The sequence below is a fragment of the Streptomyces sp. Mut1 genome (assembly GCF_030719295.1).
Taxonomy (GTDB): domain Bacteria; phylum Actinomycetota; class Actinomycetes; order Streptomycetales; family Streptomycetaceae; genus Streptomyces; species Streptomyces castrisilvae.
The window spans coordinates 4,403,337-4,420,468 of sequence record NZ_CP120997.1; the positions used below are offsets into that span (position 1 = coordinate 4,403,337).

Sequence of the window (17,132 nt, forward strand, 5' to 3'; positions counted from 1 at the left end):
AGACGGCAGTTTGACGACAGGTCCTAGGCCCCCGCCCTGAACCCCCGCAGCCGCAGCGAGTTGCCGACCACGAAGACCGACGAGAACGCCATCGCCGCGCCCGCGATCATCGGGCTCAGCAGCCCCATCGCGGCCAGCGGCAGCGCGGCCACGTTGTACGCGAAGGCCCAGAACAGGTTCGTACGGATGGTGCCGAGCGTCCGGCGCGCGAGCCGGATCGCGTCCGCCGCCGTCCGCAGGTCCCCGCGCACCAGGGTCAGGTCGCTCGCCTCGATCGCCGCGTCGGTGCCGGTGCCCATCGCCAGGCCCAGATCGGCCTGGGCGAGGGCGGCCGCGTCGTTGACGCCGTCACCGACCATGGCCACCGAACGGCCCTCGGACTGGAGGCGCTTGACGACGTCGACCTTGTCCTGCGGCAGGACCTCCGCGTACACCTGGTCGATCCCGACCTCGGCCGCGACCGACTCGGCCACCGCCCGGTTGTCGCCGGTCAGCAGGATCGGCTTCAGGCCCAGCCGGCGCAGCCGCTTGATCGCGTCCGCGCTGGTGTCCTTCACCGCGTCGGCCACCTCCAGGACCGCACGCGCCTCGCCGTCCCAGGCCACCGCTATGGCCGTACGGCCGGCCGCTTCCGCCTCGGCCTTGCGGCGGGCCAGCTCCGCCGGGAGACGGATCTCCCACTGGGCGAGCAGCTGCTCGCGGCCCACGAGGACCGCGTGGCCCTCCACGATGCCCTGGACGCCGAGTCCGGGGGCGTTGGTGAAGTCCTCGGGGGTGGGGAGGGGGGCTCCGGTGCGGTCGGTGGCTCCGGTGGCGATGGCTTGGGCGATGGGGTGTTCGGAGGCGTGTTCGAGTGCTCCGGCGAGGCGGAGGACGTCGGTTTCGGTGGTGGTGGGGGTGGTGTGGATGGTCTGGAGGGTCATGCGGCCGGTGGTGACGGTGCCGGTCTTGTCGAGGACGATGGTGTCGACGCGGCGGGTTGATTCCAGGACTTCGGGGCCCTTGATGAGGATGCCGAGCTGGGCGCCGCGTCCGGTGCCGACCATGAGGGCGGTGGGTGTCGCGAGGCCCAGGGCGCAGGGGCAGGCGATGATCAGGACCGCCACCGCCGCCGTGAACGCGGCCGTCAGGCCGGCCCCGTCGATCAGCCAGAACGCCAGCGTGCCGAGCGCGAGCACGATCACCACCGGGACGAACACCGCCGAGATCCGGTCGGCCAGCCGCTGCGCCGCCGCCTTGCCGTTCTGCGCGTCCTCGACCAGCTTCGCCATCCGGGCCAGCTGTGTGTCCGCGCCGACCCGGGTCGCCTCCACGACGAGCCGGCCGCCCGCGTTCAGCGTGGCGCCGGTCACCGCGTCGCCGACCGCGACCTCCACCGGCACGGACTCGCCGGTCAGCATCGACGCGTCCACCGCCGAGCCGCCCTCCACGACCACGCCGTCCGTGGCGATCTTCTCGCCCGGCCGGACCAGGAAGCGGTCACCGACCCGGAGATCCGCCGTGTCCACGGTCACCTCGCGTCCGCCGCGCAGGACGGTGACCTCCTTCGCGCCCAGCTCCATCAGCGCCTTCAGCGCGGCGCCCGCCTTCCGCTTGGACCTGGCCTCGAACCAGCGCCCGGCGAGGATGAACGCGGTGACGCCCGCGGCCGCTTCGAGGTAGATGTTCCCGGCGCCGTCGCTGCGGCCGATGGTCAGCTCGAAGGGGTGCGTCATGCCGGTCATCCCGGCGGTGCCGAAGAACAGCGCCCACACCGACCACAGGAACGCGGCCGACGTACCGACCGAGATCAGCGTGTCCATCGTGGCCGCGCCGTGCCGGGCGTTGGTCCACGCCGCCCGGTGGAACGGCCAGCCGGCGTACGTGACGACGGGGGCCGCGAGGGTGAGGGAGAGCCACTGCCAGTTGTCGAACTGGAGCGGCGGGATCATCGCCATCGCGATCACCGGTACCGCGAGCAGCACGGCCGTGATCAGGCGCTGCCGCAGCGGGCGCAGCTCGTCCGCCTCCTCGGCGGGGGCGGCGGAGGAGACGTCGGTGGTACGGGCCGGGGGAGCGGGCTCGTGCGCGGTGTAGCCGGTCTTCTCGACCGTGGCGATGAGGTCCTGTACGGAGACGTCGGCGTCCTCGTCGTAGCTGACGTGGGCCTTCTCGGTGGCGTAGTTGACGGTGGCGGTGACGCCGTCCATCCGGTTGAGCTTCTTCTCGATACGGGCCGCGCACGAGGCGCACGTCATGCCGCCGATGGTCAGATCGACCTCTGCGGCGGCGCCGGCAGCGGTGGTGGCCGCGGTTTGCGCGGACATGGTGGCCTCCTCTGTGGGTGAGGTGGGGTGGGATGTCTTCGTCTTCATACCCCTGGGGGGTATCTGGTTGTGGTTCATGTATACCCCTACCCCCTATCCATTCGCAAGGGCGATCCCTTGTTGGCGCGGGGGTCGCGCGCCACCGTTCGACCGGCGGGTGTTTGACCTCGCGTATCTTCACGTTCACGGTGAGGGCTGCGCGGCCGGCCTACCGCCCCGTAGGCTGGCCATTGGACTAGACCTATAGCTGCTTCCTGGAGGATTGGGTTCCCATGAGCAACCGTGCAGTCCTGGAGGTGATCGCTCTCGACGCGGAGGACGCGGTCGCTGCCCAGGCGGGTGGTGCGGACCGGCTTGAGCTGGTCACCGACATGGCGGCGGACGGCCTCACCCCGTCCTGTGCGACCTTCGCGGCGATCCGGGCCGCGGTGGACATCCCGCTGCGCGTGATGCTCAGGGTCGCCGACGGCTTCGCGGCCGGCGACATCGACGTACTCGTACGCAAGGCGCGCGAGCTGCGCGCCGAGGGCGCGGACGAGTTCGTGCTCGGCTTCCTGGACGCGGACGGCAACCCCGACCTGGTCGCGGTCGAGCGGCTCGTCGCCGAACTGGACGGCTGCCGCTGGACGTTCCACCGCGCGATCGACCGGGCCGCCGACCGGGACGCCCTGCGCAAGGCCCTCGCGGACCTGCCGGGCCTGGACACGTACCTCACCGCCGGTTCGGCCGCCGGGGTGGACGACGGCATCCCCACGCTGGTCGTCGAGGCGGCCCGCAAGGGTGAGCCGGGGTACGAGCCGCAGATCCTCGTCGGCGGCGGTCTGCGCCTGGAGCACCTGCCGGAGCTGCTGGACGCGGGCATCGACGCCGTGCACATCGGCGGCGCGGCGCGGACGGGGGGCTGGTCGGGGGCGGTGGCCGAGGCCGCGGTGCGGGAGTGGCGGGACGTGCTCGACGCGTAGCCCTTGGGCGGGCGGCATTCTTGGGGCTCGGCCCTTGCCGGGGCGGGGGTTTTGTCCTCAATCGCCGGACGGGCTGGGGGCGGCGTCGTTCGCGGGGTGCGGGGTTCCGTCCTCAAGCGCCGGACGGGCTTGGGGTGGGGCTGCTCCGTGGGGGCGGGTTGCCCGCCGGTCGGTGGGCTTGGGGTGGCGGCGTTCGCGGGGTGCGGGTTGCCCACCGTCCGGTGGGTGGGGGTGGGGGCCCTCCGGGCAGACTCCTCAAAAATGGCGTGTTCACCCGACGACGTGGGGGACCCCGGTCGTACGCCATTTTCTGCGGGGACTGCCCTGCGCGCCCCCACCCGGACGTCTCGCGGGTGCGGGGGTTCCCAGGTGTGGGTGTCATGACCCTGGCGCAACAGTCCTCCCCCGCTCCACAATGGCTGCGCGGTGATGGGAACGCTCCCATGGCGCGCCTCCCCGGCATGCCCGTCTGTCGTGGGAGCGCTCCCATCCTGCTTTCTCCGCTCGGCTGCCCCGTTACTGCTACGAAAGGCCCCCGGTGAACGCCTCCCCGCCTCCGCCCCCCACCCGCCGCAGACGCCGCGCGCTCGGAGTACTGGCCCTCGCCGCGCTGTTCGGCGGTGTCCTCAGTGCGCCCGGTGCCGCCGCCGACGACGAGCCGGCCCCCGAGCAGATCACCAACGGAGACTTCTCCGCCGGGACCGCGCCCTGGTGGTGGACGGCCAACGCGCCCGCCGCCGTTGTGGACGGCCGGCTCTGCGCGGACGTGGAGGCGGGGACCGCCAACCCGTGGGACGCGATCGTCGGGCAGAACGACATCCCGCTTGTTGCCGGGGAGACGTACACCCTTACGTACACGGCCAGTTCGACCGTACCGCTGTCCATTCACACCAACGTGCAGATGGCCACCGAGCCGTACACCACCGATCTCTCCGCGACCGATCAGATCGGTGCCGAGGCCGCACCCGTCACCCATGTCTTCACCGCGACCGCCGACCGGGACGCGGCCCAGGTCGCCTTCCAGGTCGGCGGCGGGTCCGAGGCGGCCACTTTCTGCCTGGATGACGTGTCCCTGCGCGGCGGCGCCGAACCGCCCGTGTACGAGCCCGACACCGGGTCGCCCGTCCGCGTCAACCAGGTCGGCTACCTCCCCCAGGGCCCCAAGACCGGGACCCTGGTCACCGACGCGACCGACCCGCTGCCGTGGACGTTGAAGTCGGCCGACGGGGCGGCGGTCGCGAGCGGGACGACCGTGCCGGGCGGGGAGGACCCGACCTCCCGGCAGAACGTCCACACCTTCGACTTCGGTGCTGTCACCGACACCGGGGACGGCTTCACGATCGAGGCGGACGGGCAGGTCAGCGAGCCCTTCTCGATCCGCGCCGACCTCTACGACAGCCTGCGCTCCGACTCGCTCGCGTACTTCTACCAGAACCGCAGCGGCATCGAGATCGACGCGGATCTGGTAGGTGAGGAGTACGCGCGACCGGCCGGGCACCTTGGTGTGGCGCCCAACAAGGGCGACACGGACGTGCCGTGCCAGCCGGGGGTCTGTGACTACCGGCTCGATGTGCGGGGCGGCTGGTACGACGCCGGTGACCACGGCAAGTACGTGGTGAACGGCGGTATCGCGGTCGCTGAGCTGATGGACACGTACGAGCGGACCCTGACCGCCGACGGGGCGGAGTCCGCCGAACTCGGCGACGGCGCGCTGCGGGTGCCCGAGCACGGCAACGACGTGCCCGACATCCTCGACGAGGCACGCTGGGAGCTGGACTTCCTGCTGCGCATGCAGGTTCCGGCCGGGAACCCGCTCGCCGGCATGGTCCACCACAAGGTGCACGACGCCAACTGGACCGGTCTGCCGATGCGGCCCGAACTCGACCCCGAACAGCGCGAACTGCACCCGCCGACCACCGCCGCCACGCTGAACCTCGCCGCGACCGCCGCCCAGTGCGCCCGGCTGTACGAGCCGTTCGACGCGGACTTCGCGGCCCAGTGCCGTACCGCCGCCGAGACGGCGTGGGCCGCCGCGAAGGCCCACCCGGCGGTGTACGCCAGCCCGGCCGACGGTGTCGGAGGCGGGACCTACGAGGACAACGACGTCAGCGACGAGTTCTACTGGGCCGCCGCCGAACTGTTCACCACCACCGGCAAGGACACCTACCGCCAGGCCCTGCTCGAATCGCCGCTGCACGCAGACCCCGACGCCGCCTTCCCCGCCGACGGCGGCATGTGGTGGGGCGGCACCGCCGGACTCGGCGTGCTCACCCTGGCCACCGTCCCGAACGACCTGACGGCCGATCAACTCGCGGATGTGCGGGCCGTCGTCACCACGGCGGCCGACCGCTACAAGCAGCAGACCGAGGACCAGCTGTACGGCGTGCCATACGCCCCCGAGGGCCAGAACTACACCTGGGGCTCCAACAGCCAGGTGCTGAACAACATGATCGTGCTGGCCACCGCCGCCGATCTCACCGGCGAGGCCGGCTACCGCGACGCCGTCCTGCGCGGCGCGGACTACCTGTTCGGGCGCAACCCGCTCAACCAGTCCTACGTCACCGGGTACGGCGAGCGCTTCTCGCAGAACCAGCACCACCGGTTCTGGGCGCACCAGTCCGACCCCGCCCTGCCCCACCCGCCGGCCGGTTCCCTCGCGGGCGGCCCCAACCTCACCGCACCCACCTCCGGCGACCCCGAGGCCGCGACGAAGCTCAAGGGCTGCGCCGCCGCCATGTGCTACCTCGACGACAACGGCTCGTACGCCACCAACGAGGTCGCCATCAACTGGAACGCGCCGCTGGCCTTCGTCGCCTCCTACCTGGACGACGCGGGCGACGGCGCGGGCCCGGACCGCGCCTGCCGGGTCACGTACTCCTCGCACCCGTGGAGCACCGGATCGACCACCACGGTCACGGTGAGGAACACCGGCACCGAGCCCGTCACGCCCTGGTCCCTGACCTGGCTGCTCCCCGGCGACCAGAAGCTCAGTCACACCTGGAGCGCCGAACTCGCGCAGTACGGCAGGACGGTGACGGCCACTCCGCTGTCCTGGAACCGGACCCTCGCGCCGGGCGCGTCGGTCGACTTCGGGTTCAACAGCAGCCTCTCGGGCCCGGCGGCCGACCCGGGCACGGTCAAGCTGAACGGCAGGGCCTGCACGGCCGGCTGAACCGGGCGGGGGCGGGGGTGGACGAGCGTCCCCCCGCCCCCGCTCCCTTACCCCAGCTCCCTCGGCAGCGGCGCCGAGTGGAGCACCGCGAGCCCGGACACCGCACGGGTCAGCGCCACGTACAGCCGGCGCAGGCCCGTGCGCTCGTCCGGCTCCCCGTCGACCACCGCCGCCGGTTCGTCCAGCACCACGTAGTCGTACTCAAGGCCCTTCGCCAGCGACGCCGGGACCAGCGTCAGCCGGGAATCCGCGGTCGTCTCCTGGCCGGGGGAGAGGTACGGGTAGCCCGCCGCCGTCAGGGCGTCGGCCAGCGCCGGGACGCGCGCGTCGGCGGCGATCAGACCGGTCGACCCCTCGTGCGTGAGCGCCTCCTCGCACGCCGCGATCACCGCCGCGTCCAGCGCGTCCGCCCCCGCCACCTCCCGTACGGACAGCGAACCGGGCGACTCACGCACCGACTCCACCGCCGTCAGCCCCGGCGAGATCACCGGCAGCAGCCGCGAGGCGTACGCGATCACATCGCGCGGCACGCGGAAGCCGGCCGTCAGCTCCTCCACCACCGCGTCCGCCTTGCCCAGGTGGTGCAGCGCCTGCTCCCAGTTCTGCGTCGACCACGGCGTCGTCCCCTGCGCCAGGTCGCCGAGCACGGTCGCCGAACCCGTCGAGCAGCGGCGGCCCACCGCCCGGTACTGCATGGGGGACAGGTCCTGCGCCTCGTCGATCACCACATGGCCCAGCGAATGCGTACGCGCCACCAGGTCCGATGCCTCGTCGATCAGCACCGCGTCCGCCGCCGACCACTTCGCGGACTTCACGCTGCGCGCCGGCTTCACCCAGAGGATCGCCTTCTGCTCGTCCTCGGTCAGCAGGCCCTCCGCGTGCGCCGCCAGGAACTCCGGGTCCGCCAGCAGCCGCAGCACCAGCTTCGCCGGTTCGACCGCCGGCCAGACCGCCTTCACCGCCGCCTTCACCGCGGGGTTGCGGGCCACCGCGTTCTGCACCCGGTCGTCGGGCGCCTCGCCCGCCTCCTCCATCCGCACCAGCACCGCGTGCGCGATGCGCTGCGGCAGCGCCTCGTGCGCGGCCCCGTACCGCATGTCGCGGGCCAGCAGCTCCTGGACCATCTCCTCGATCTCGTACGCCGGGACCCGCCAGCGCCGCGAGCCGCGCACCACCATCACCGGCTGCGTCGGCAGCGTCACATGCGACCTGAGGGCCCGCCGCAGCACCTCGGCCATCCGCGCGTCGCCCTTCACGACGGCCGCCCGCGCCTCGTCCGTGCCGCGCACCTCGACCTGCGCGCCCACCAGGTCCTCGACGGTCGCCTGTTTCACCTCCAGCTCACCGAGGGCGGGCAGCACCTGCTCGATGTAGTGCAGGAACGACCGGTTCGGCCCGACCACCAGGGTCCCGGTGCGGGCCAGCCGCTCGCGGTGCGCGTACAGCAGATACGCCACCCGGTGCAGGCCCACCGCCGTCTTCCCCGTACCGGGCCCTCCCTGCACACACACCGTGCCGCCCAGCTCACTGCGGACGATCTCGTCCTGCTCCGGCTGGATCGTCGCCACGATGTCCCGCATCGGGCCGACGCGGGGCCGCTCGATCTCCGCCTGGAGCAGCTTGCTCGTCTGCTCCGCCTCGGCGGGGTCCGTCAGGTGCTCGTCCTCGTACGCCGTCAGGTCGCCGCCCGTGTACCCGAAACGGCGCCTGCGGCCCACGTCCAGCGGGTCCTTGCGGGACGCCCGGTAGAACGGCTGCGAGACCGGCGCGCGCCAGTCGATGACCATCGGGTCCCCGACGGCGTCGTGGACATGGCGGCGCCCGATGTAGAACTGCTCGCCCTGCGCACCCTCCGCCTCCTCGGCCCCGACCACGTGGAGATAGTCGAGCCGCCCGAAGAACAGCGGGGTGTGCGAGAGGTCGGCGAGCGACTTGATGCGTTCGTCGATCTGCGCCTGAAGCACTGCGGCGTTCACCCAGTTCGCCGTGACATCGCTGATGTCCAGGGCCTGGGCGTCCTCCCGCATGGCGCGCAGCGCGGCGCGCGAGGCCGCGAGATGGGCGCGCTCGTGCGCGAGGGGGTCGGTGGTGGTGTCGCTCTCGAATTCGTGCGCGGGCACGGTGTTGCCTCCGGCATTCAACGCAGGACGGCGGACCGCAGCCCGTCCCGTGTCTGTGCGGGGCGATGCGGTCCGCTCGGGGATCGATCACTGGTACGTACGGTGACGCACGTACGGTTGTCGGCCGGTTTCCGTCCGGTCGGCGGCGCTCCCCCGGCTGCCGGCACAGGCCCTCACGGGCCGCCGGTACCACGGTTCGGGAGGCGGGCAGACCGGCGAGTGTACCGGCGGCCCGCGCCCCGCGCGAACGGATTACGGTGCCGTCCACCCCGTAGGGGACACCGTGCGACCCCAGGCGTACGCGCGCCGTGTCCGGCTTCCGCCTCCGGGGCGACGCCCCGGGCCACCCGCCCGGAGCACCATGGATACATGAGCACCGTCACCCTGAACCCCGGAAGGACCGGCGCCACCGCGGCCCCCGGTCACCCCCACAGCCGCGCCTCCGGCGCCCTGCGCGCCGTCAAGGTCTTCGCGCGGGCCGCCTTCGGTGTCGTCGTCCTCGGCGAGTACGCGGAGGAGGCGGGCGTGCGGCGCGGCCACTGACCGCGCCGCCTCCCCTCAGCTCTCCGACAGCAGTTCGTCCGCGTCGACGATCCGGTACGCGTAGCCCTGCTCGGCCAGGAACCGCTGGCGGTGCGCCGCGAAGTCCTGGTCGATCGTGTCGCGCGCGACGACCGAGTAGAACCGCGCCTCGTGCCCGTCCGCCTTCGGCCGCAGCACCCGGCCCAGGCGCTGCGCCTCCTCCTGGCGCGAACCGAACGTCCCCGACACCTGGATGGCGACCGTCGCCTCCGGCAGGTCGATCGAGAAGTTCGCCACTTTCGACACCACCAGCACGTTCAGCTCGCCCTGCCGGAACGCCTCGAACAGCTTCTCGCGCTGCGCGTTGCTCGTCTCGCCCTTGATCACCGGGGCGTCCAGATGCTCACCCAGCTCGTCGAGCTGGTCGATGTACTGCCCGATGACCAGCGTCTGCTCGCCCTTGTGCTTGCGCACCAGCGCCTCGGTGACCTTCCGCTTCGTCGCCGTCGTCGCGCAGAACCGGTACTTCTCCTCCGTCTCGGCCGTCGCGTACGCCAGCCGCTCCGAGTCCGTCAGATTGACCCGGACCTCCACGCAGTCGGCGGGCGCGATGTAGCCCTGCGCCTCGATCTCCTTCCACGGGGCGTCGAACCGCTTCGGCCCGATCAGCGAGAACACGTCCGACTCGCGGCCGTCCTCGCGCACGAGGGTGGCGGTCAGCCCGAGGCGGCGGCGCGCCTGGAGGTCGGCGGTGAACTTGAAGACCGGCGCGGGCAGCAGGTGCACCTCGTCGTAGATCACCAGACCCCAGTCACGGGAGTCGAACAGCTCCAGGTGCGGGTAGACGCCCTTCCGGCGCGTCGTCAGCACCTGGTACGTGGCGATCGTGACCGGCCGGATCTCCTTCCTGGTCCCGCTGTACTCGCCGATCTCGTCCTCGGTCAGCGACGTCCGCTTCACCAGCTCGTGCTTCCACTGCCGGGCCGACACGGTGTTCGTCACCAGGATCAGCGTCGTCGCCTTCGCCTGCGCCATCGCACCGGCCCCGACCAGCGTCTTGCCGGCGCCGCAGGGCAGCACGACCACGCCCGAGCCGCCGTGCCAGAACCCCTCGACCGCCTGCTGCTGATACGGGCGCAGCGCCCAGCCGCTCTCGTCCAGCTCGATCGGGTGCGCCTCGCCGTCCACGTACCCCGCGAGGTCCTCGGCCGGCCAGCCCAGCTTCAGCAGCGTCTGCTTGACCTGCCCGCGCTCGGACGGGTGCACCGCCACGGTGTCCGGGTCGATCCGCGTCCCGACCAGCGGCTGGACCTTCTTCGACCGGAGGATCTCCTCCAGGACCGGCCGGTCCGTCGTCGTCAGCACCAGGCCGTGCACGGGGTGCTTCGACAGCGTGAGGCGGCCGTACCGGTCCATCGTCTCGGCGATGTCGACGAGCAGGGCGTGCGGTACGGGGTAGCGGGAGAACGTCACGAGCGCGTCCACGACCTGCTCGGCGTCGTGCCCGGCCGCTCGGGCGTTCCACAGCCCGAGCGGGGTCAGCCGGTAGGTGTGGATGTGCTCGGGCGCGCGCTCCAGCTCCGCGAACGGCGCGATGGCCCTGCGGCAGGCGTCGGCCTGCTCGTGGTCGACTTCGAGAAGGAGCGTTTTGTCGCTCTGGACGATGAGGGGTCCGGTCACGCGCGTGTGCCCTTTCGGGTGGGGGAAACCTCCAGTGTGCCGTATGGGGGGCGGGGGTGCGGGGGTGCGGGGGTGAGGGGTGCGGGGTTCCGTCCTCAATCGCCGGACGGGCTTGGGGGCGTCGTCGTCCGTGGGGTGCGGGTCGCCCACCGTCCGGTGGGTGGGGGCGGGGTCCCTCCGGGCAGACTCCTCAAAAATGGCGTGTTCACCCGACGACGCGGAGGACCCCGGTCGTACGCCATTTTCTGCGGGGACTGCCCTGCACGCCCCCACCCACGTCCACCTGCGTCTGTACGCCGGTGGTACGTCTGTCGCAGACGCGTGGCGGCCGGTCCGGGGGCGTGCAGGGGAGTCCCCGCAGGACGACGAACGGATACCCGGGTACGACTGCGTACCCGCCGAACGTTCGTCGTCTGAGGAGACGCCCCGGAGGGACCCCGGACCCCACCCGGGACGCGCAGGCGTGCTCTTCAGCCCGTCCGGCGCTTGAGGACGGAACGGGTCGGCCGGACCGGGGCAAACCCGCGGGGGCCGACGCCCCATCCAAGCCCGTCCGGCGCTTGAGGACGGAACCCCTCGCCCCGGACCGGGGCAAACCCGCGAGGGCCGACGCCGCAGCCAAGCCTGTCCGGCGATTGAGGACGGAACCGGTTGGCTCGGGACGGGGTAAACCCGTGGGGGCCGGCGCCCCACTCAAGCCCGTCCGGCGATTGAGGACGGAACCCTCCGCCCCGGACCGGGGCGCCCCGGGGATGCCGCCCGCCCAAGGGCCCCGCCCGTCCGGCGGTTGAGGACGGAACCCCGCGGCCCGGACCGGGGTGGCGGGCTACTCCGCCAGCTCCGCCACGCCCGTGATCCGGTGGAGGGGATACGTGCGGATCTCGTCCGCCGTGTGGTCGTACGCGGTGACGAAGCCGCCCTCCACCCGGACCGGGGCGATGACGCGCTGGCTCGCCGTGCCCTCCGCGTTGACGTAGCCGATCCAGACCGCGGAGCCGGTCATCGCGGCGGCCTGGACGGTGACCAGGGTCTCCGCCGAGGAGGTGCGCGGCAGCGCTCCCGGCGACGCGGTGGCCTCGGCGTCCTTGTGGACGATCGTCGCGGCGGTCTCCCCGGCCCGGATCGCCCGGACCGCCGCGCCGAGCAGCGTGGGGTCGGGCACGGGCGGGCCCTCGGGTACGGGGGAGGGCGCGGTGCGCGGTGGGGTGCGGTGCGCGCCGGCCCGGGTGATCAGGACGTCGCCGTCGGCGGACTCCGCGGCGGGCGCGTAACCCATGTCGCGCAGGCCGTCGAGGAGGGACGCCGGATCGGTGCGGGCGGCCAGGACGGTGGGGGCGAGCCGGCGCAGCCGCAACGCGGCGGACCGCTTGTCGGCCAGGATCTCGTTGAGGACGGCCTCGTCGTCGCAGCGCACGTACGAGGACGCGGCGCCGATCCGCAGGTGCCCGTGGCGGCGGGCCACATCGTCGATGAGGTAGCTGAGCGGCTGAGGAACGGGCGTACGGCTGTGCGCGGCGAGGAAGGCGTGCACGTCGGTGGCGGTCTGCCCGGCGTCCAGGGCGCGTCGTACGGACCCGGGCGTGAACCGGTACACCGTCGCCCCGCCCTTCGACTCGATGTCCGCGAGCGCGCCGAGCATCTCGGCGAGGGGGCGTTCCAGCGGGCCGGGCGCGACGGCGGTCAGGTCGGCCTGGAGGAGGACGTGGTCGAGGGGTTCGGGGAGGAGCGGGGCGAGCCGGGCGGCGGCGTCGGCGGGGTGGCCGGCGAGCAGCGCACGGGTCGGGGAGGCGAGCGCGCCGCGTCCGGTGATGCCGAGGAGCTCGGACTCGTTCAGCGTCCACAGCGCGATCCGGGACCGCAGGTCCATCGCGTCCCCGGCGGTCGTGGCGGCCCCGCGCAGGGGGCGTTCCCAGCGGAGCCGGGCGAGCACGGTCTCGGGGTCGGGCGCGGTGCCGGCGGGCAGCTCGGCGAGCAGGGCGAGGACGCGGTGGCGGACCTCGGGCGCGGCGGAGCGGTCCAGGTCGGGGCCGAGGGCGGACAGGGCGCGGCCCTTGGCGTCCTGGCCGCCGACCAGACCCGACGTGCGGGTGGCGGAGAGCCAGGCGGTGGCGAGGTCGGCCCAGCGGTCCTGGGCGGGCAGCTCGGCCCACTCGTCGGCCGCGGGCGTCGGCGCGTACCGTTCGTCGGCCTCGCCGTCGGAGGCCAGCAGCCCCGCCGCGTAGGAGAGTTCGACCCAGAACGCGGCGGTGGGTTCGGGGACGTCCAGCGCGGCGGCGGTCTTCTTCAGCTCGCGGACGCTGAGGCCGCCGGCCCGCAGGACGGTGGGGCCGCCGCCGTCCCAGGTCTTGAGCAGTTCCTCGACGGTGGTGACCGCCAGGAACGCCTGGCCGGCCGCGGCGCTGTCCACAGCCTGTGGATCGCGTTCGGCGGCGGCGGCCACGGCGGGCGGCTGCGGCTCGGGTACCCGGTGGGCGCGCCCGGCCCGCAGATGCAGGGCGGCCTCGCGGGGCAGGACGACGGTGCGGGTCGATACGGGCAGCAGGAGGCCCCGGTCGCGCAGCCACTTCACGGGCGGGGTCGGGTTCGGCGTCACCTCGCCGTACGGCGGGCCCCAGACGAGCCGGTCGAGCACCGCGAGGGCTTCCATGGGGGCGGTGTCGAGGAGTTCGCCCATTCGGGTGCGGTCGGTGAACAGCGCGGTCAGGGCGGTCACGGCGGAGACCGGGTCGTGGGTGGCGGGCAGCCCGGCGGCGGCCAGGATCTCCTGGAGCCGGCCGGGCGACATACCGGCGGTGGCCTCCGCGACGGTCGGCCCGAGACCGGTGGGGGAGGGGTGCTGCGGCGAGGGGGACAGCAGTTCCCTGGCCGTACGCACCAGGCGCAGCCGGTCGTCCTCGCCCCACACGAGGGCCTGTTCGCGCAGGGTCCCCAGCGCGCCGGGCAGCGCGGCCACGATCGCGGCGCCCGCGTCGTCGCGGTGCTCGCCGTCGTCCTGCCCGTCACCCGTGAGCAGGCCGAGCAGGGTGGCGTACGGGGCGGGGTCGGGAGCGACCGCCAGCGCCTCGGCGGTCTGGAGGGAGAACCGGTCGAGGTGCTCCAGGGCGCGGACGACGGACGCACGGGTGCCGGCGCGCGTGGCGAGCTGGGTGATGTCGCCCGGCACGGGGGAGAGGAGGTCGGGCCGCGCCCGCAGCAGCCCGGCGAGTGACTCGTCGTCCCGGGCGCGCAGAGCCTCGGCCAGCGTCCGCGGTGGTGTGGTCGTCCCCATCCGCCCCACGGTAGTCGCTCCGGACAGCCGCGAGGGCGCTACCGTCGGTGCAGGCGGCAGGGGAACCGAGGGGAACCATCGCGTGGGGATCGAGAGCGACCAGCTGGTCTACGACTATCTGAGCCGGGTCGGGGACCTGGCGCAGCAGCAACAACTGTCGTCGGGCACCCGGATGCGGCTCGTGTCGGAGCTCCGGAGCGAGATCGAACGGCAGCGCAGGACGCAGGCGGCGGACACGCCGGGGGCGATACGCCGCATCATCGGCACGCTCGGTACGCCGGACGAACTCGTCGAGGCGGCTGCGCGGACGGGCGTGGCGGCGCCGGTCCCGGAGGCCCGGGAGGAGGCCCGCCCGCAGGGCCGGCCGGAGGTTCGGCCGGAAGCCACGGGCATCCCGACCCCCCGCCGGCCGAAGCTCCGCCGCAAGGACCCCCTGCGCAAGGACCCCCTGCGCAAGGACCCCCCGCGCAAGGGCGCGTCGGCGGCGCCGGAGCCGGCTCCGCCGGCACCGGTTCAGCCCTCCGCCCCGCATCAGGCCGGCACGGACGAGCTGGGTGCCGACGGGGGTGAGCCGGAGTGGTGGAGCGTCGAGCCGGGCCCGTTCGGGGAGTTCGGGCCGGGTACGGAGGTCCCCGGGTTCCGGGGCGGGGTGGAGATCCCGGCGATCCTGAGACCCCCGGCGCCGGAGGAGTACGAGTACGAGGACGAGGACGAGGAACCGGCGGAGCCGGAGGAGGACGAGGAGGCCGCGCTCCCTGAGCGGCGGCGGAGGCGCTGGCTGCCGAAGGTGCGCCGCTCCCGGGGGGAGGCGGCCGCCGCCTCCCCCCGGGGCTTCGCCCACCCCATGCTCCTGCTGGCGGCCGCCCTGCTGGTCACCGGGGCGGTGATGGGCTCGCTGCCGGTCCTGGGCGGCGGCTGGCTGCTCGCGTACCTCTCCCGCAAGCTGTCGCGTACGGAGGCGAAGTGGGCCGTCATGGGCCTGCCCGGAGTGGTCGCGGCAGCCGCCGTGGTCTGGCTGTGGGGCCGTATGGAGGGCCGCTGGGGCGCCCCCATCCCGGAACACGGCATGGCGGACGCGCTGAGCGACGTATGGCCGGTGACGCTCCGCACGGCGGCGGTGGCGTCAGCGGCGTTCCTGGTATGGCGAGCGAGACGCAGATAACCCCACCCACCCGTCGCCCTTCCAGCCCGTCCGGTCCAGCCCGTCCGGCGCTTGAGGACGGAACCGTCGGCCGGGGTGTCTCCGGGGTTCACGTGCGGGGACGCCGCAGGGCCGCGGGCTTACGTGCGAGGGTGCCGCAGGGCCCCGGGGCTCCCGCACTCCTGCCTCGCCCGTCGCCCCTTCCAGCCTGTCCGGCGTTTGAGGACGGAACCGTCGGCCGGGGGTCTCCGGGGTTCACGTGCGGGGACGCCGCAGGGCCGCGGGCCCACGTGCGCGGACGCCCCAGGCCCCCCGCGCCCCCGCACTCCCACCCGCCCGTCGCCCCTTCCAGCCCGTCCGGCGCTTGAGGACGGAACCCTCCACCCGGGCCCCCGGGGCATCACGCACCCGCTCACCCCAAGGCCCCACACCCCCACCCCCCCCCGGAGGGGACCCGGCACAATGGATTCCATGGCTCTCCCCCTCACGGTCGGCTTCGACCTGGACATGACGCTCATCGACTCCCGCCCCGGCATCAAGGCCGCCTTCCTGGCGCTCTCCGCCGAGACGGGCGCCGTGATCGACGCCGATCTGGCGGTGAGCCGGCTCGGTCCGCCGCTCGACCACGAGCTCGCGCACTGGTTCCCGCCGAGTGAGGTGCCCGCGATGGTGGACCGGTACCGGGAGATGTACCCGGAGTACGCCATCACCCCGTCGCTCGCCATGCCGGGCGCCCGGGAGGCGGTCGAGGCGATACGGGAGCGGGGCGGGCGGACGATCGTCGTCACCGCCAAGTACGAGCCGAGCGCCAAGCTGCACCTGTCGTACCTCGGCATCGAACCGGACGTGACCGTCGGCGGCCTCTGGGCGGAGGGCAAGGCGGTGGCCCTGCGCGAGTACGGCGCAGGGATCTACGTGGGCGACCACATAGGCGACGTGCGCGGTGCCCGCGCGGCGAACGCCGTCTCGGTGGGCGTCACGACCGGCCCGTGCGACGCGGACGCCCTCCGGGAGGCCGGTGCGGACGTCGTCCTGTCGTCGCTGACCGAGCTGCCGGCCTGGCTGGAGACGTACGCGGCCTGAGCCCCGGACCTAGTCCGCGGCCCGCGCCCCCGCCCCCGCCCGTACCGACCGCACCACGCCCGCCGCCGCGATCACGAATCCGACGCCCATCAGCATGCACAGGGACCAGAAGACGGACGGCAGGGGATGGGTGCCGAGGAAGAGGGGGGCCATGGTGGCGAGGGTGCAGAGGGCGCCGATGAGGAAGACGATCGCGCCGATCCGGACGAGCCGGTCACCGGGGCCGGAAGATGGAGTGCTCACCCCGCCAGGGTAGTTCCCGGATGCGGCGCGACCGTGCGCCGGGCGGCCTGCGGGTGAAGCAGGTGTCGTTTCCGGACACAGTCCGGATGACCAGGCTTGACGAGGGGTACTTCACCTGTGGAGGCTTCAGCCAGCAGGGGAGCACGACCACAGGACGGCCTGACCTGCTGAGGGCTTTGTTCCGGTTCCGGCATACGGGTTGAGATGGGGTGCGTGCTTTGCCGACTGGCAAGGTCAAGTGGTTCAACAGTGAGAAGGGCTTCGGCTTCCTCTCCCGCGACGACGGCAGCGACGTCTTCGTGCACTCGTCCGTGCTCCCCGCCGGGGTCGACGCTCTCAAGCCCGGCCAGCGCGTCGAATTCGGTGTGGTCGCCGGTCAGCGCGGTGACCAGGCGCTCTCCGTGGTGATCCTCGACCCCACACCGTCCGTCGCGGCCGCCCAGCGCCGCAAGCCGGACGAGCTGGCGTCGATCGTCCAGGACCTGACCACCGTGCTGGAGAACATCACACCGATGCTGGAGCGCGGCCGGTACCCCGACAAGGCCGCGGGCGCCAAGATCGCCGGCCTGCTGCGTGCGGTCGCGGACCAGCTCGACGTCTGAGCGACGACGCGAAGGGTGCGGGAGGTCCTACGG

At 73.2% G+C, this 17,132-nt stretch carries 11 protein-coding genes; 6 read left to right on the forward strand and 5 right to left on the reverse strand.

The window, feature by feature from the left end; genetic code table 11:
• Window positions 1-23: 23 nt before the first annotated feature.
• Window positions 24-2,306 (reverse strand): heavy metal translocating P-type ATPase, encoded by a 2,283-nt coding sequence (locus tag P8A18_RS19000; RefSeq protein WP_306056040.1) that lies wholly within the window; start codon window positions 2,304-2,306, stop codon window positions 24-26.
• 272 nt (window positions 2,307-2,578) lie between these two features.
• Here P8A18_RS19000 and P8A18_RS19005 point away from each other — a divergent pair, with 272 nt between their 5' ends.
• Window positions 2,579-3,268 (forward strand): copper homeostasis protein CutC, encoded by a 690-nt coding sequence (locus P8A18_RS19005; protein ID WP_018554895.1) that lies wholly within the window; start codon window positions 2,579-2,581, stop codon window positions 3,266-3,268.
• Between the two features lie 538 nt (window positions 3,269-3,806).
• The gene (locus P8A18_RS19010; RefSeq protein WP_306056041.1) at window positions 3,807-6,440 is read left to right on the forward strand and encodes a glycoside hydrolase family 9 protein; all 2,634 of its coding nucleotides are present in this window, start codon (window positions 3,807-3,809) and stop codon (window positions 6,438-6,440) included.
• Between the two features lie 47 nt (window positions 6,441-6,487).
• Here P8A18_RS19010 and P8A18_RS19015 read toward each other — a convergent pair whose 3' ends face one another.
• Window positions 6,488-8,560, reverse strand: a complete 2,073-nt coding sequence (locus tag P8A18_RS19015) for a HelD family protein (protein ID WP_306056042.1) — start codon at window positions 8,558-8,560, stop codon at window positions 6,488-6,490.
• Between the two features lie 369 nt (window positions 8,561-8,929).
• On the opposite strand from P8A18_RS19015, the gene P8A18_RS19020 reads away from it, so the two are divergent.
• Window positions 8,930-9,103: a hypothetical protein gene (locus tag P8A18_RS19020; RefSeq protein WP_306056044.1), complete on the forward strand. Its 174-nt coding sequence runs from the start codon at window positions 8,930-8,932 to the stop codon at window positions 9,101-9,103.
• 15 nt (window positions 9,104-9,118) lie between these two features.
• On the opposite strand, the gene P8A18_RS19025 is transcribed toward P8A18_RS19020, so the two are convergent.
• Together P8A18_RS19025 and P8A18_RS19030 are read right to left on the reverse strand one after the other, a co-directional pair.
• Complete coding sequence (locus P8A18_RS19025; RefSeq protein WP_018554899.1) at window positions 9,119-10,762, reverse strand: DNA repair helicase XPB; 1,644 nt, start codon at window positions 10,760-10,762, stop codon at window positions 9,119-9,121.
• Window positions 10,763-11,588: 826 nt separating this feature from the next.
• Window positions 11,589-14,030, reverse strand: coding sequence for a helicase C-terminal domain-containing protein (locus tag P8A18_RS19030; RefSeq protein ID WP_306056045.1), 2,442 nt, complete (start codon window positions 14,028-14,030; stop codon window positions 11,589-11,591).
• A gap of 82 nt (window positions 14,031-14,112) precedes the next feature.
• On the opposite strand from P8A18_RS19030, the gene P8A18_RS19035 reads away from it, so the two are divergent.
• Together P8A18_RS19035 and P8A18_RS19040 are read left to right on the forward strand one after the other, a co-directional pair.
• Window positions 14,113-15,192, forward strand: a complete 1,080-nt coding sequence (locus P8A18_RS19035) for a hypothetical protein (RefSeq protein WP_306056046.1) — start codon at window positions 14,113-14,115, stop codon at window positions 15,190-15,192.
• A gap of 441 nt (window positions 15,193-15,633) precedes the next feature.
• On the forward strand, window positions 15,634-16,254 hold the full coding sequence (locus tag P8A18_RS19040; protein WP_306056047.1) for an HAD family hydrolase: 621 nt from the start codon (window positions 15,634-15,636) through the stop codon (window positions 16,252-16,254).
• A gap of 9 nt (window positions 16,255-16,263) precedes the next feature.
• Here the strand turns inward: P8A18_RS19040 and P8A18_RS19045 are convergent, their stop codons facing one another.
• Window positions 16,264-16,497, reverse strand: coding sequence for a hypothetical protein (locus P8A18_RS19045; protein WP_306056049.1), 234 nt, complete (start codon window positions 16,495-16,497; stop codon window positions 16,264-16,266).
• A gap of 218 nt (window positions 16,498-16,715) precedes the next feature.
• Here P8A18_RS19045 and P8A18_RS19050 point away from each other — a divergent pair, with 218 nt between their 5' ends.
• Entirely contained in the window at window positions 16,716-17,099 is a 384-nt protein-coding gene (locus tag P8A18_RS19050; protein ID WP_018554372.1) for a cold-shock protein, read from the forward strand.
• The last annotated feature ends 33 nt before the right edge of the window (window positions 17,100-17,132 follow it).